We start from the raw sequence: 16,022 nt of genomic DNA, 5'->3' as shown, positions 1-16,022 counted from the left end.
CATTATTGTACCAAAGCCTCTCTTTTTGCTTTACTTTTTTCCAGGAAGTCAGTAGCCTGTGCTAAGTAAGCGGTAGCAAATTCTTCTGAAGGTTCATGCTGGTTGATCTGTAATACCAGGTTATTAAAGCTGCCTTCTATATCAAATTCGCCTTTCTCTACATAGTTGGCATCAAATTCGCGGATAACCGCGGCTTGTGTGCTGGTATTCACACTTTTATCAAGCAATAATGCTTTAGCCGAGCTTAACAGCGTGTTGTAGGAATGATAGATGGCATCAGACCATGCACCAGCCTGGAACGATTGATTGGCCCAGCCCAGTTTCTCTTCCGACTCATACAACAACGTAGCTACCAGGTCGATGATCACACCGGCACATTCGCCAACGCCAATAGCGGTAACAAAGGTTTCCTGGTGACCCCAATCAACAAACTCATCATCTGTCAAAGTAGTGAGGTCAGCAAGGGGTTTCAGCAGGCGATAAAAATAATCTTTGCCTTGTCTGTCGTAATAGTCGTTGTAAAGTTCACCCTCTGTCGAAAGTGTTTTATAATCATCAAGCAGGGTCCTTAAAACATCTGTAGCCCTTTTTGAAGGCACTTTGATCACCCTGTCAGCAGCGCGGCCAATGCCATCGCCAACGGTGCCACCACCCAGCATTACCTGCACAGATGGCAATACTTTTGTACCTGCTTTCAATGAGCTGCCATGAAAACCAATATGTGCCAGGCCATGCTGACCGCAGGAGTTCATACAGCCGCTTATTTTTATCTTGATATCGCGGTTATAAATAAAATCTTCGTATTCGTTGTAGATCAGGTCTTCCAGTACACGCGCCATGGTCATGCTGTTAGAGATACCCAGGTTGCAGGTATCGGTACCAGGGCAGGTAGTCACGTCGGCTACGCTGTCAAAACCGGGAGCAGCCAGCTCCAGTTTAGCCAAGCCTTCATATAAGGCAGGCAGTGCTTCTTTGCGGGCAAATTTCAGCAATAAACCCTGGTTTTGGGTAATGCGGATCTCATCGGCAACTAATGGCTGCAAAAGTTTAACCAGTTCGCGGGCAGTATCTGTTGATATATCACCAACAGGCACTTTAATATATACACCAAAAAATCCTTCCTGCTTTTGCTCAAATACATTGGTAGCCAGCCATTGTTCATAACGGAAAGGATTACTAATGCTTACTTCGGCAAAAGCGGTTTCTTCCGGAAAGGTAGGCTGTGGAAGCGCATCGCGATCAATTTTATAGCTTTTTACTTTGATGGCTGTTCTTTCGATCTCGGCCAAACGTAAAACTTCTTCCAACCCGATTTTCTGGATCAGGTATTTTAAGCGGGCCTTGTTACGGTTATTGCGTTCGCCATAACGGTCGAATACCCGGATAATAGCCTCGATATAAGGGATCAGTTGATCTTCTGGTAAAAATTCTTCTACAATATTAGCCAACAGGGGCTGAGCGCCTAAACCGCCGCCTAAAAGCACTTTAAAACCACGCTCGCCGTTGCTTTTTAGTTTGGGTATAACGCCGATATCATGGATATAAGAAAAAGCGGTATCCGCATCACTTGAAGAGAAAGAGATCTTGAACTTACGACCCATTTCCTGGCATACCGGATTACGCAAAAAATACTCGAAAGTAGCATGCGCATAAGGTGAAACGTCAAACGGCTCCTGCGGATCGATGCCAGAAGTGGGGGAGGCTGTAACGTTTCGTACGGTGTTTCCACAAGCTTCACGCAGGGTAATATCATCCTGGGCCAGTTTGGCCCAAAGCTCAGGGGTACGGTCAAGACTTACATAATGGATCTGGATATCCTGGCGGGTGGTGAGGTGCAGGTTACGGCTTCCGTACTCATCAGATATATCGGCAATACGCAATAGCTGCTTAAAAGTAACTTTACCAAATGGCAGTTTGATACGTACCATTTGCACACCCGGCTGCCGCTGACCGTAAATACCACGGGCCAGACGCAAGCTCCTGAACTTTTCGTCGTGAATTTTACCTTCACGAAAAGCCCTGATCTTTTTTTCAAGATCAATAATATCTTTCTCAACTATCGGGTTCTCCAGTTCCGTTCTGAAGCTCTGCATATCTTATCGTTTAATCAATTATAAAAATCAGATGTGCGAATGTGCAAATTCCAGATGTGCAGATGAGAATATACTTGGAGTTGGTTCCCTTATAGATAATAATCTGCACATCTGGAATTTGCACATCCGCGTATTTTAGTATCCCCAAATATATACATACTATAGGGAAATGGTAGAATTTAATTGAAAAAAGTTCCCTTTTTACAGTTTGGTGAGATTTTTTAGGTATGAATGAGTGTCTGCTCGCGGGAGATGATATCAGCTATGCTGGTCTCGCTTAATATTTTTAACGTGGCATCGCGCACATCAACAAATACATCGCGGATGCCGCAGGTAGTCTCCTGGTGACATTCATCGCATTTGTGATAAAAGTTAAGACTGGCGCAGGGTACCATAGCTATGGGGCCGTCAGTAATACGCATGATACTTACTAAAAATATCTCTTTAGGGTCGCGGTTGAGGCTGTAGCCACCACCTGCACCTTTTTTGCTGTACAGGAAACCGGCGTTGCGCAAGTCGAGCAGTATTTGTTCCAGGAATTTTTTGGGAATACGTTCGGCCTCGGCGATCTTTGAAATCTGCATTGGTGGTTGATCCATGTTTTTACCAAGGATCACTAACGCCTTAATTGCGTATTTAGTTTTTTTAGATAGCATTTTTTAAAATAAAACTAACAAAGGTACACAATTATAAATAAAAATATCCAGTAATACTATAGGATACTTGTATGGAGTATAGAATCAAGAAATAAGAGTCAGGAATCAGGACAAGGGAGAAAGTCTACCTCTTCATAATTTGTCTTAACTCCTGATTCTTACTTCTTGGCTCTATCGCTCCGAGTGCCCCAAACTCTTATCCGGGTTCACCTGATCACGCACCAGTTGCTTTAATTCCTTGATCTCCGGAAAACGTCCCTTTTCTTTTCTGTCGAACAATACCGTATCATCAACGCTGATGGTATATTTGCCACTTGTTTCGCTGGGGTGCAGGGTTACACCATAAATATCATCGGTAAAAGTGGTAAGGAGCTCCTGGGCCATGTAAGCTGCACGCATCATCCAGTTACATTTGGGGCAGTACTCAATGGTGATAGTTGGTTTCATGTTGTTTTTTGTTCAGATGGTTGTATCAGGTCCCATAAATTACCGTAAAGATCTTCAAATACGGCGACTGTTCCATAATCTTCGGTAACAGGCGGTCGTACAAAGCTGATCCCTTTGGCAGTCATCGCCTCATGATCGCGCCAAAAATCATCAGTATATAAAAACAGGAATACCCGTTTACTCGATTGATTGCCAATAGCCAGCTTTTGCTCATCACCCGCGGCCTTCGCAAGCAGAATAGTACATTGAGCATCTTTATCAGGTGCTATTAAAACCCACCTTTTTGTTTCGCTTAAAACGGTATCCTCTATCAATACAAAACCAAGCTTTTGCGTATAGAAGGCAATGGCCTCATCATAATCAGCCACCAATAAAGCGATATGGGCAATATGCTTCTTCATTTTTGGGGTACTATAAATCTTTCTTCGGTGTGGGTGCTTAGTACGTTTAAGGTGTCGCCAACAGAAATAATACCTGTACCCTCATGAACTAAATTTTGCCCGAACAATATCTTATTGTTCATTAAACGGTACCTGGCCAGTGTTTTTAAAGGTTCCTTAGCTTTCACCGCTGTTTGCTGATCAATGGTAGTGAGCACACAGCGTGCGCAAAGCTTTGCACCATAAAAATCAATACCGGCTATTTGTATATGGTTCATCAGGTCCTCATCAAAAGCATCACCGCCTGTAAATACAATGTTGGGTCTGAACCGGTTCATAGGTAACGATTCGGCCATGCGGTTGTTCAAATCATCAAGCGAAGCCTGGCCTATTAATAAAAAAGGGTAGGCATCGGCAAAAGAAGTGATCATTCCCTCATGGGCGTACCGCTGATCTACCTCACGGCGGGTATCTTCGGGCATGTGCACCAGTCTGCATTTTATTCCCAATGCGGCACTAAACCAATTATCTAATTCAGGGTCTACAAACACGCCGGCACAGGTATCGTCCCAGATAACTACTTCCTGTTTGCCCGTATCATACTGTTCAAATGGTATAAAAACCGATCCGTTCAGGTGATGTGTGACTAACAGGCCATCGCTTTCAATCTGTACCTTTAATAAAGCCATTTGCGGATATTCCCGCTGGGTAAGGAAACGATTTTGTTCGTCAACCAGCATCCAGCGCCTGTCATATTTTAAACCACGATCGGTAACCTGGGCAGAAGATAATGATATGCCCCCTAAGGATTTGATGGGATAAATGTATAGTTCACTTATAATAAGCATTGGCAGGGAGTAAGAACCGTAAAAATAAGAAAACCGTCGTTGTTTTATAGATTGAACCCATAGGAACATAAAATATATGTGATCTGTATGGTAAAAGCGGAGCATTTATTTAAATGCTATTGTAACCACATAATTACAATCGATTGTTTTTTTATTACCTACTTCATTGCTTTGTTTCGTTTTAATTGATATTATTGTTTATCCAATTGCAAACAAACCTTTAATATTACTGAAATCATGCCATTAAACAATGTAAGCGGCAAGGCTAAAGCCGGTAACACCTATGATGCCATAGTTATTGGCTCGGGTATAAGCGGCGGCTGGGCAGCTAAGGAATTAACCGAAAAAGGCCTGAAAACGATTATGCTGGAACGCGGTCGCAATTTTGAGCATATCAAGGATTATAAAAGCGCCAGCAACGATCCGTGGGATATGCCGCACCGGGGCAACCCCACACAGGCAGAACGAAAAGTTAGACCAGTGATATCACGCAACTGGGGTGCCTACGAGCCCATCATGGATTATTGGACAAATGAGCAGGACGCTCCTTATACTGAGGTAAAACCCTTTAATTGGTGGCGGTCATACCAGCTTGGTGGCCGCTCTATTTTATGGGGCAGGCAAAGTTACCGCTGGAGCGATCATGATTTTGAAGCTAATGCCAAAGATGGCTGGGCAATTGACTGGCCTATCCGCTATAAAGACCTGGCACCCTGGTATGATCATGTAGAGAAGTTTGCCGGTATAAGCGGCTCCTTAGAAGGTCTGGAGCAATTGCCCGATGGTCAATACCTGCCGCCAATGGACATGAACTGGGTAGAAAAGGATGTAGCCGCTCGCCTTAAAAAGAATTATAATGGTAACAGGCACATGATCATTGGTCGTGTGGCTAATCTTACGGCGGCAATCCCCGGCCGTACCAAATGCCAGTTCCGCAATCGCTGCTGGGAAGGATGCCCTTTCGGCGGATACTTCAGCACACAGTCGTCGACCTTACCGGCGGCCTTGGCTACCGGCAACTTAACGGTTAGGCCATATTCAATAGTTACCAAAATATTGTACGATAAGGACACCAAAAAGGCCACGGGCGTTGAGGTGCTTGATGCCGAAACCAACCAAACCTATGAATATTACGCCAAGATCGTGTTCCTGAACGCCTCGGCTTTAAATAGCGCCTGGGTGCTGATGAATTCGGCTACGGATATTTGGCCGGATGGACTGGGCAGCAGCAGCGGCGAGTTAGGGCATAACATTATGGATCATCATTACAATCTGGGTGCCTCCGGACATGTAGAGGGTTTTGAGGATAAATATTATTATGGCCGCCGGGCTAACGGCATATATGTGGTTAGGTTTGCCAATTTATTTGGTGATAAGCGCGATTACCTGCGCGGTTTTGGTTACCAGGGCGCGGCAAGCCGTACTGGCTGGAGCCGGGAGATAGCCGAACTGAATATCGGTGCACAGTATAAGGATGCAATAACCGAACCTGGCGATTGGCAGATAGGTATAGGTGGGTTTGGCGAATTACTGCCTTACCACGATAACAAGATCACCCTGGATAAAACCCGGAAGGACAAATGGGGTTTACCTGTTCTGGCTATGGATGCCATTATCAGGGATAATGAGCATAAAATGCGGATTGATATTGTAAAAGAAGCCAAAGAAATGCTCGAAAGCGCCGGCGTTAAAAACGTAAAAACGCATGACAGAGGCCATAATGTAGGCGATGGTATCCACGAGATGGGTACAGCTCGTATGGGTCTTGATCCTAAAACGTCTGTGTTAAACGCGCATAACCAGGTGTGGGACGCCAAAAACGTATTCTGTACAGATGGTGCGGCTATGACCTCATCAGCTTGTCAGAACCCTTCATTAACTTATATGGCATTAACAGCCCGTGCGGCAGATTTTGCTGTGGGAGAATTGAAGAAAGGAAATATTTAAGGGGATTTATAATTTAAGAGGATTTATAGATAAGGGGAGTAAAGAGCAAGGATAAACAATCAAAGATTTACACGTCATCCCGATTTATTTCGGGATTCCACAAGCAAGGCTAATCATTGGGAGCAGAATTGTTTGTGGGAGCATGACGCTAAATAATACAACTATGAAAAAATTAATCATCATTTGCCTTTTAATTGGCTCGGCGCTTACGCAGGGTTGGGCAAAACCCAAGGTGCTCATCTTTTGCAAAACAGCCGGATTTCATCATAATTCCATAGCAGTCGGTGTTCCGGCCATCATAAAACTGGGGCAGGAAAATAATTTTGATGTAGACAGCACCACCGATGCCCAAAAGTTTACTACAGCTAATTTAAAACAATACGCTGCAGTCATATTTTTAAGCACTACCGGTAATGTACTGGATGATACTCAACAAACTGCCTTTGAACAATATATTAAAGCAGGTGGCGGCTTTGTGGGCGTGCATGCTGCTACAGATACCGAGTACGACTGGGCCTGGTATGGTAAATTGGTAGGCGCTTATTTTAAAAGCCATCCCAAACAGCAGGAAGCTACGCTTAATGTGGTCGACCGTAATTTTATAGCCACCAAACATCTGCCCGAAACCTGGAAACGCTGGGATGAGTGGTATAACTATAAATGGATAGCCGACGATCTGCATGTACTGATCAAAATAGATGAGAAAAGCTACACAGGCGGCGAAAATGGCGACAATCACCCGATGGCCTGGTACCATAGCTTTGATGGCGGCAGGGCATTTTATACCGAACTGGGTCACACCGATGAATCATACGCCGATCCTTTGTATTTGAAACACCTTTTGGGTGGGATACAATATGCGATAGGGAAGAAATAGTCGTCTGAACCGGAATTTATAGAATGTACGAATTAACAGAATGAATGTAAATTCGATAAATTATTTAATTCCATAAATTCCGGTTCAGACAATTTACGCATGCGCAATGGCGTGCTTTAATGCCGCGTTGTGCTTATACCTGAATACAAACGGGAAGATAACGGCTATAACCAGTGCATAAGCGGCAAAAGTAAGCCAGATGCCATGCCAGTCTTTACTATGATCGGCATGGGTAAAGAACTTATCAATAATGTAACCGCTCCCTATACTTCCAAAAAAGGCGCCGAATCCATTCACCATCATCATGAAAAGTCCCTGAGCGCTGGCCCGTATTTCTGGTGTTGCCTGCGTTTCAACAAATAAAGAACCCGAAATATTAAAGAAATCAAAGGCCATTCCGTATACGATGCAGGAGCCAATGATCATCCAAAGACCATTGGCAGGATCGCCGAAGGCAAACAAGCCAAATCGCAGCACCCACGCCAGCATGCTGAATAGCATAACATATTTAATACCAAATCTGCGTAGGAAAAAAGGAATAGCCAGGATGAACAATGTCTCCGATATCTGGGATATCGACATGATAATGGCCGGGTACTTTACCGCTATGGTGTCCTTATAAGCGGGCACAGTAGCAAAATCATGAATGTAGGTATCGCCGTAGGCATTAGTAAGCTGTAAAGCAGCGCCTAATAAAAGCGAGAAAGCAAAAAATATAGCAAACTTAGGTACTTTGAATAAGGTAAAGGCTTTTAGGCCCAACTGATCTACAAAAGATTTATTGGTTATCTTGCTTAAAAGAGGAGGTGCCTTAGGAAGTGTAAATGCGTATATGCCTAATATAAGTGACATTGCCGAAGCAATATAAAATTGATTGGCCGAGGTTTCGTTATGCGTGAGGCTTACTGTCCACAGGGCGGCAATAAAGCCGATAGTCCCCCATATACGGATTGGAGGGTAATCTTTTACAATATCCTTGTCACTGTTTTTTAAAGCCGAATAAGCCACGGTGATAGATAATGACAGGGTTGGCATGTAAAACACCATATTCAGCAGCATCACCCAGAAAAAAGTAAAAGGATTAGTTACAAGCGGAAGTGAGAATAAAGTAACCGCCCCTAAAATATGCATCAGGCCATAAAGTTTTTCGGCATTTACAAAGCGGTCGGCTATAATACCGGTTAAGGCAGGCATGAAGATAGCAGATATGCCCATGGTTGAAAAAATGGCGCCGAAGTGCTCGCCCGACCAGTGTTTATTTTGAAACCAGTATACCCCGATAGTAAGCAGCCATGAACCCCATATAAAAAACTGCATAAAATTCATCACTATTAAGCGAAACTTAATATTCATACGGTGCCTGGTTTAAATAATAATAGTTTGTATTAAATCAAAAACGGAAAATAATAAATTGATTTCGGATTTATTGATTTGTAAGGGAATTTAAATGAAAAATCGAATATTTTGACTCTGCATGGATACTTCCGAAATCTGAATTATAAACAATTCCGAAATCGAACATCCGAAATCAAAAATCTCTATGATGCTTTACGCTTATTTAATTCATCGCGTATTTTAGCAGCCTTTTCGTATGATTCTTCTGCAAGCGCTTCCTGTAATTTTGTTTTCAGCTCGTCGATACTTAAAGAAGCAAATCCGCTGCCTACGCTTGAGGCTACAGATTTTTCTTCCTGGGTTTCATTGATGTTTTCGAGATAAACAAAGTCATTGCCTTCAATAACGATGCCCGCTGTTGACAGGATAAATTCATACGTAAAAATAGGGCAGTCGAACCTTACAGCTACCGCGATGGCGTCAGAGGTACGTGCATCGATCTCCACTGATCGTTTACCGTCGCTGCAAATCAATTTGGAATAGAATATGCCATCGACCAGATTATAAATGATGATCTCCTGAACCTCTATCTGGTAAGCCTGCGCAAAGCTCTTGAACAAGTCATGCGTAAGCGGGCGGCTTGGGGTCATTTTTTCTATCTCGATAGCTATGGCCTGTGCTTCAAAGCTGCCGATAATGATAGGGAGCCGTCGTCGGCCGCTTACCTCGCCTAAAACTAAAGCATAAGCGCCTGATTGTGTCTGACTATATGATAACCCTACTATATCCAGCTTAATTTTTTTCATGTTATTACCCATCGCACCTAATAATTTATGCTGAAGCCTTATATTCTTTAACGGCCGCTATTAATTGAGGCACAACTTCAAACGCGTCGCCAACAATGCCATAATCAGCCACTTTGAAAAAAGGAGCCTCCGGATCTTTGTTGATCACCACAATAACTTTTGAAGAACTGATACCTGCCAGGTGTTGAATAGCACCTGAAATTCCTATCGCAATATACAAATTTGGACTGACAGCTATCCCGGTTTGGCCAACGTGTTCGCTGTGCGGGCGCCATCCGGCGTCTGATACCGGTTTTGAGCACGCTGTAGCCGCTCCAAGCAGTTCTGCCAGTTCCTCTACCATGCCCCAGTTTTCGGGCCCTTTGAGGCCACGGCCTGCAGAAACAACAATTTCCGCATCGGGCAGGGATATTTTATCGGTTGAACGAACGATCTCTTTGATCATCGCTTTAAAATCAGACTCTTTGATTTCGGCAGTGAAATCTTCTACCTGGGCAATGCCGCCTGTTTCTACAACCTTATAGGAGTTGGGTACCAGGGCAATAACCTTGTTGGCAGATGTTAATTCCACAATGGCAAATGCTTTACCCGAGAAAGCTGTTTTTTTGATGGTGAATTTACCCCCATTCTGCTCTGGCAGCGCTACTGCGCCATCGGCAACGCCAGCCTGCAGCTTTACACCTAATCTTGGAGCTAAACCACGACCAGAAAAGGTATTGGATAGTACCACAATGTTAGCGTCTTGTTTTTTCGCGGCTTCGGCAATGATAGAGGCATAAGCCTGGTTCACAAAATTCTTGAGCTTATCGCCTGACACGTTCAGCACTTTTTCGGCCCCGTATTTACCTAACGCGGCTAATTCATCTTTGCTGACATCGCCAATGGAGATAGCCACAAGATTGGTTTTATTCTGATCGGCAATGGCACGGGCGTAGGTAACAGCTTCAAAAATTGACTTTTTGAATTTACCGCCGGCATTTTCCGCATATATTAAAACTGACATATGATGTGTTTCTTGGAATAGATTTAAATGAATTAAATAACGCGCGCTTCGGTATGCAAAAGCTCAACCAGTTTAGCGGTATCATCAGCAGGAACCAATTTCACTTGTCCACGTGGGGCGGGGGTTTCATAACTCAATACCTCTGAATATATTTTTACCTCAACTGGTTCAATAACCGTCAGCGGCTTGGTACGAGCTGACATGATACCGCGCATATTTGGTATTTTAGGTTCGGCAACGCCCTCTGCAGTACCGGCCACAAAAGGGTAGGGAATGGTCAGGATTTCTTTGCCGCCTTCAATCTCACGCTCAACAGTAGCGTCCTTATCAGCCGCATCCAGTTTTTTGATGATCGATACCGAGGGCAGATCAAGCAGTTCGCCCAGCATACCTGCAACTTTTGATCCATTGTAGTCTATAGACTCGCGGCCGGTTAAAATAAGGTCGAACGGATTAGCTTTCACATATTCCGCAATCTGGTAAGCTACATACCAGGCGTCATGAGGTTTAGCGTTTATACGCACCGCGTCTGTAGCGCCAATAGCCAGCGCTTTGCGGATGGTAGCCTCTGTATTTACTTCACCAACGTTGATAACCGTTACCGTCCCTTTACCGCCATCGGTTAACTCAATAGCCCGTGAAAGCGCTATCTCGTCATAAGGGTTTAGTATAAATTGAACACCATTTGTATTAAATTGGGTGTTATTATCAGTAAAGGTTATTTTTGTGGTGGTATCAGGAACATTACTTACACATACCAGGATATTCATATCAATAGGTTTTTGCAAATTTAATTAAAAAAGATAGAGTTTAAAATGGAGTTGAGCAGATTGGATAAGCTATTAGAATTTATAAAGAACGAACCCGAGGACGAGTTTTTAAAATACGCCCTCGCCACAGAATATCTACGTCTGAATCAGGCAGATAAGGCATTAACTTATTATGAAGACCTGGTGACAAATCATCCTGGTTATGTGGGCACTTATTATCATTTAGGTAAATTATATGAAGCCCTTAACCGTAAACCCGACGCCATAACCACCTACGAAAACGGCATGACCATAGCCAAACAGAAGCGCGATAACCACGCTTTTTCGGAATTGCAGGCTGTTTACCGGCAGGCCAAGGGTATAGAAGAAGATGATGACGATTATTAGTTCATTTGTTCACCTGTTCATTAGTTCATTGGGGAACAATGTATATGATCCTCATTATTATATTATACATCGAAAGTAAAGGCCTGATACTAATGAACCCATGGACTAATAAACTAATAAACCAGTGAACAAATGAACTAAATGAAAAACCGGCACCTTTTATTTCTTCGTGATGTATTGATCTATACTTTTACCGCTTTTGGGGGGCCGCAGGCGCACATAGCTGTTTTATTACGGGAATTTGTTGAAAAGCGACACTATATAACCGAGGATGAGCTGATAGAGCTTAATGCCTTGTCGCAGGTATTGCCCGGGCCGTCTTCCACCCAAACCCTGGTGGGTATAGCCTGGAAGGTTGGGGGGCTGAGGCTGGCTCTAATCACTTTTCTAATCTGGATATTACCTTCGGCCGCTATCATGGCAATGGCTGCCATCAGCTATAAAATGTTTGCCAATCGTGCCCAATTCGCGCACATCATTACTTATATACAACCCATGGCTGTTGGTATTGTGGCCTATGCTACTTACAGCTTTGCGCACAGATTCCTTAAAACACGGGTAAGTACCATGCTGGCCATAGCATCGTTCATAGCTACCCTTATTTTGCAAAATGCCTATGCCTTTCCATTATTGGTTTTGTTGGGTGGTATCATATCATCGGCGATGGAAACGCAGCCGCAGGAAAACGAATTGCGTGTTAAACTATACTCCAATGTAAACCCTAATAAAGTGGCTTATTTTATCGGTATCCTGTTATTCTTTGCTGCCCTGGGTGCTATCATTAATCAAACTTCACCATTTAGTTTACCTATCCGTTTATTTGAGAACTTTTACCGTAACGGTATCCTGATATTTGGCGGCGGACAGGTGATGGTACCGCTGATGTACACAGAATTTGTAGAAGTAAAACATTATCTCAGTAATTCAGAATTTCTTTCTGGTTATGCCCTGCAACAGGCGCTCCCAGGGCCAACATTTTCCTTTACCTCGTTTTTGGGAGGTATCACTTTAGGAAATAAAGGATACGGCATTGGCGGACAAATCATTGGGAGCATAATAGCCGTTATAGGGGTAAATACACCAGGGTTGATACTCATTCTGTTTATTGTGCCATTTTGGGAAGATCTCAAGAAAATAACGCGTATCAAGAACTCGTTAAGTGGTATCAGTGCCGTGGCGGTGGGTTTTATGGCTACGGCCTTTATTTTACTGGTACGGCCATTTGGAGGTAACTGGATAGCCTACGGACTTATGGCAGGCACCTTTTTGCTACTGCACTTCACCAAAATAAAAACCCCGGTAATTATCATCATCGGTGTGTTGCTGGGAATATTTTTCTGATGTGCAGATGAGGAAATTAAAGCGATCCACTATTAACAACAAAGCCCGGTTTCATTGAAACCGGGCTTTGTTGTTTTATCATCTGCACATCTGAAATCCGCACATCTGCATATCTAAAACGGTGGTTCATCATCAATATCATCCATGCGTGACGGGCGGATAATAAAGTTACTTTGCTTTTCAAAATCCTGTGATGGCGCCAATCCTGAGAATGCGCTGCCAGCAGCAGGAGGGAAGCCGTCCATACTCTCTTCGAGGTTGGCGAATTTTACATATTTACCAACAAACTTCAATCGTACAGTACCGGTTTCACCGTTACGGTGTTTGGCTATAATAACTTCACCCACGTTATTGGTTGGATTACCGTCTTCATCTTCTGTTAAACCATAATATTCAGGACGGTAAAGGAAAAGTACCATATCCGCATCCTGCTCAATAGAGCCCGACTCACGTAAATCCGAAAGCATTGGTCTTTTAGAGTTACCAGGCCTGGTTTCAACCGCACGACTTAATTGCGATAACGCGATCACCGGCACGTTCAGTTCTTTTGCTACAGATTTTAAAGCTCTTGATATGCTACCAATTTCCTGCTCACGGTTACCGCCACCTCCCTTACCTTCGGCTTTACCATGCATTAATTGTAAGTAGTCAATAATGATCAATTGGATATCATGCTGAGATTTTAAACGACGGCATTTAGCCCTGAATTCAAATATATTCAATGCCGGGGTGTCATCAATGATCAGGGTGGCTTGTTCAAGCCTGCCAATTTTAGAGTGGATCTGCTGCCATTCCCATTCTTCTAAAGTTCCCTTACGGATCTTTTCCTGTTCAATTTCGGTTTCGCCGGATATTAAACGGTTAACCAATTGAACAGAGGACATCTCCAATGAGAATACAACTACAGGCTTATCAAAATCAACCGCCGCGTTACGGGCACAACTCAGTACGAAGGCCGTTTTACCCATAGCCGGGCGGGCAGCTATAATAACCAGGTCGGATTTTTGCCAGCCTGAGGTCATCCGGTCAAGCGCTGTAAAGCCCGAAGCCACACCGGTAAGGCCGTCCTTTTTATCCTTTAAGGCTTCAATATCTTTTAAGGCCTCATGCACCAGATCGTCCATTTTACGGGCATCACGGCGCAAGTTACTTTGTGCAATTTCAAACAGGTTCTTTTCGGCCCTATCCAACAGGTCCAGTACGTCAGATGTATCCTCATACGCGCTTTGAATAACATCTGTAGATATACGGATGAGTTCACGCTGAATAAATTTTTGAATGATGATACGGGCGTGGAATTCAATATTAGCTGCAGATGCCACACGGCTGGTCAATTCCGTAATATAGTAAGCTCCACCTATCATTTCCAATTCCCCTTGCCTGCGTAGTTCGGCAGTAACGGTCAAAATATCAACCGGGGATGATTTTTCAAACAACTGTTTTATAGCCGAAAATATTTTCTGATGATTGTCGCGGTAAAAAACTTCGGGGTTTAAAACATCAATAACCGATGAAAGCGCGTCTTTTTCGAGCATTAACGCTCCTAAAACAGCTTCTTCCAGATCGGTAGCCTGGGGCGGAAGTTTCCCCAGTCCGCTGTACGGTGTCGGGGTAGTGATGCGGCTCCGGCGGTCGTTGGTGTTCGGCTTGTTCTGCAGGTTATCGTTCTCAAAATTCATAAGGCGACAAAAATATACAAAAAATGCTTTTTTGGAGCTACATTTCAATCAACATAGTGTATCGAGATTTTAAAACAATCATATCCAGCGTTATAATTTAAAGCTTTTTAGTAAACACACACATGTTGATAACTTGCTAATAAAATATCATCCATGCTGATTTTCAAATATTTAAACCTATGTTAATAAAGTTTTATAATGTTAACTATTATTGACCTGTATTTTGAAAAAACCGAAAAGGGTTATCAGTTCAATAAGTGCTTAATCAATTAATATAGCTACTTTTGCAGAAAAACAGATCAGTACAAATGGCATTTAATTCAAGACCTCAGCGGGAAAGCAACCAAATGGTTTTTGGTATCAGGGCGATCATGGAGGCCATCACTTCGGGTAAGGAAATTGAAGCGTTATACATTCAGAGAGGAGCAGGCGGAGGCCTGTCGCACGAGCTAAAGGCCTTACTTACAGAATATAATATCACCGCCCAGCAGGTACCGGTTGAAAAGCTTAACCGCCTTACAGCCAAGAATCACCAGGGTGCGGTTGCCTTTATTTCGCCGATAACCTATCAGAAGATCGAAAATATAATTCCTGATGTGTTTGAAAAAGGAGAGGTGCCGCTGGTATTGGTTTTAGATTCCATTACCGATGTACGCAATATGGGCGCTATTGCCCGCACTGCCGAATGTGCCGGGGTACATGCTATTGTTATCCCTGCTAAAGGTTCTGCGCAAATAAACCCCGATGCTATTAAAACATCAGCAGGAGCTCTGTATAAGATCCCCGTTTGCCGACATGATAATTTTATGCAAACGGTGAGATTTTTGCAGGAATCTGGCTTACAATTGGTTTGTTGTACCGAAAAAACCAAAGAAGATATTTACGCGCCCGATTATACGGCTCCAACTGCTATTATCATGGGGTCAGAAGAGGATGGTATCCGCAACGAGATCATCCGCATAGCAGACCACCTGGCCAAGATCCCGATGTTTGGTGAGATCGAATCCCTGAATGTATCGGTATCAACCGGGGTGATATTGTATGAGGCGATAAGACAGAGAGCCCCTCAGTCCCTTAAAGGAGGAGCTTCTTGATTGGCTTGAGCTTTTCTATTACTCCATAAAAGATTGTTTAATTAAAAAGCCCAGTTCTAAGCGAACTGGGCTTCGTTGTTTAATAAATTGTAAACATCTGCACATCTGAAATCTATCATTTGCACATTAAAAGCTCCCCTTCAGGGGACTGGATGTTAAATAAACTTAGTACCAAACTTGGCTTTCACATCAGCCACCACCTGTTTTACATTCTGTTCCCGGTCTCGCGGACAGATCAGCAGTGTGTTGTTGGATTCTACTACGATAAAATTATGCAGCCCTTGCAGTATCACCAGCTTTTCACCCGGTACATTCACCATACAGTTGGATGAATCATACATGATCACCTTTTCTGATGG

General features: G+C 43.4%; 15 protein-coding genes and 1 pseudogene. 5 read left to right on the top strand and 11 right to left on the bottom strand.

Features of this window, described 5'->3' with window-relative positions:
- Positions 1-2 precede the first annotated feature (2 nt).
- From AB6735_RS08815 to AB6735_RS08795, 5 genes are all read right to left on the bottom strand, one after another.
- Positions 3-2,093 (bottom strand): nitrite reductase, encoded by a 2,091-nt coding sequence (locus AB6735_RS08815; protein WP_370995562.1) that lies wholly within the window; start codon positions 2,091-2,093, stop codon positions 3-5.
- A 221-nt stretch (positions 2,094-2,314) separates the two neighbouring features.
- A complete protein-coding gene (locus AB6735_RS08810) occupies positions 2,315-2,749 on the bottom strand; it encodes an Rrf2 family transcriptional regulator (protein WP_172333542.1) in 435 nt (144 codons plus the stop codon).
- Between the two features lie 171 nt (positions 2,750-2,920).
- On the bottom strand, positions 2,921-3,196 hold the full coding sequence (locus AB6735_RS08805) for a SelT/SelW/SelH family protein (protein ID WP_370995561.1): 276 nt from the start codon (positions 3,194-3,196) through the stop codon (positions 2,921-2,923).
- On the bottom strand, positions 3,193-3,597 hold the full coding sequence (locus AB6735_RS08800; RefSeq protein ID WP_370995560.1) for a VOC family protein: 405 nt from the start codon (positions 3,595-3,597) through the stop codon (positions 3,193-3,195). Before AB6735_RS08800 ends, AB6735_RS08805 begins: the two co-directional genes overlap by 4 nt.
- Positions 3,594-4,424: an MOSC domain-containing protein gene (locus AB6735_RS08795; RefSeq protein WP_370995559.1), complete on the bottom strand. Its 831-nt coding sequence runs from the start codon at positions 4,422-4,424 to the stop codon at positions 3,594-3,596. Before AB6735_RS08795 ends, AB6735_RS08800 begins: the two co-directional genes overlap by 4 nt.
- 237 nt (positions 4,425-4,661) lie before the next feature.
- Here AB6735_RS08795 and AB6735_RS08790 point away from each other — a divergent pair, with 237 nt between their 5' ends.
- Both AB6735_RS08790 and AB6735_RS08785 read left to right on the top strand, forming a co-directional pair.
- Positions 4,662-6,371: a GMC oxidoreductase gene (locus tag AB6735_RS08790; RefSeq protein ID WP_370995558.1), complete on the top strand. Its 1,710-nt coding sequence runs from the start codon at positions 4,662-4,664 to the stop codon at positions 6,369-6,371.
- Between the two features lie 163 nt (positions 6,372-6,534).
- Complete coding sequence (locus AB6735_RS08785; RefSeq protein ID WP_370995557.1) at positions 6,535-7,248, top strand: ThuA domain-containing protein; 714 nt, start codon at positions 6,535-6,537, stop codon at positions 7,246-7,248.
- A 93-nt stretch (positions 7,249-7,341) separates the two neighbouring features.
- Here the strand turns inward: AB6735_RS08785 and AB6735_RS08780 are convergent, their stop codons facing one another.
- The 4 genes from AB6735_RS08780 to AB6735_RS08765 form a co-directional block, all read right to left on the bottom strand.
- Positions 7,342-8,601, bottom strand: a complete 1,260-nt coding sequence (locus tag AB6735_RS08780; protein WP_370995556.1) for a nucleoside permease — start codon at positions 8,599-8,601, stop codon at positions 7,342-7,344.
- A gap of 185 nt (positions 8,602-8,786) precedes the next feature.
- The gene (locus tag AB6735_RS08775) at positions 8,787-9,389 is read right to left on the bottom strand and encodes a bifunctional nuclease domain-containing protein (protein WP_370995555.1); all 603 of its coding nucleotides are present in this window, start codon (positions 9,387-9,389) and stop codon (positions 8,787-8,789) included.
- A 25-nt stretch (positions 9,390-9,414) separates the two neighbouring features.
- Positions 9,415-10,392 (bottom strand): electron transfer flavoprotein subunit alpha/FixB family protein, encoded by a 978-nt coding sequence (locus AB6735_RS08770; RefSeq protein ID WP_370995554.1) that lies wholly within the window; start codon positions 10,390-10,392, stop codon positions 9,415-9,417.
- 32 nt (positions 10,393-10,424) lie between these two features.
- Positions 10,425-11,162 carry an electron transfer flavoprotein beta subunit/FixA family protein gene (locus tag AB6735_RS08765; protein ID WP_370995553.1) on the bottom strand — a complete coding sequence of 246 codons (738 nt, stop codon included), beginning with the start codon at positions 11,160-11,162 and terminating at the stop codon, positions 10,425-10,427.
- Positions 11,163-11,222: 60 nt separating this feature from the next.
- On the opposite strand from AB6735_RS08765, the gene AB6735_RS08760 reads away from it, so the two are divergent.
- Positions 11,223-11,549 (top strand): tetratricopeptide repeat protein, encoded by a 327-nt coding sequence (locus AB6735_RS08760; protein WP_369829179.1) that lies wholly within the window; start codon positions 11,223-11,225, stop codon positions 11,547-11,549.
- Between the two features lie 141 nt (positions 11,550-11,690).
- Positions 11,691-12,890, top strand: coding sequence for a chromate efflux transporter (chrA, locus tag AB6735_RS08755; protein ID WP_370995552.1), 1,200 nt, complete (start codon positions 11,691-11,693; stop codon positions 12,888-12,890).
- A gap of 113 nt (positions 12,891-13,003) precedes the next feature.
- Here chrA and dnaB read toward each other — a convergent pair whose 3' ends face one another.
- Positions 13,004-14,569, bottom strand: coding sequence for a replicative DNA helicase (gene dnaB / locus AB6735_RS08750; protein ID WP_370995551.1), 1,566 nt, complete (start codon positions 14,567-14,569; stop codon positions 13,004-13,006).
- Between the two features lie 308 nt (positions 14,570-14,877).
- On the opposite strand from dnaB, the gene rlmB reads away from it, so the two are divergent.
- Positions 14,878-15,663 carry a 23S rRNA (guanosine(2251)-2'-O)-methyltransferase RlmB gene (gene rlmB, locus AB6735_RS08745; protein WP_370995550.1) on the top strand — a complete coding sequence of 262 codons (786 nt, stop codon included), beginning with the start codon at positions 14,878-14,880 and terminating at the stop codon, positions 15,661-15,663.
- A gap of 155 nt (positions 15,664-15,818) precedes the next feature.
- Here the strand turns inward: rlmB and AB6735_RS08740 are convergent.
- Positions 15,819-16,022, bottom strand: a pseudogene (locus tag AB6735_RS08740) (mannose-1-phosphate guanylyltransferase); the annotation flags it as partial.

The sequence above is a fragment of the Mucilaginibacter sp. RCC_168 genome (genome assembly GCF_041355315.1).
GTDB lineage: Bacteria > Bacteroidota > Bacteroidia > Sphingobacteriales > Sphingobacteriaceae > Mucilaginibacter.
This window is presented reverse-complemented; position numbering and strand designations above follow the sequence as displayed.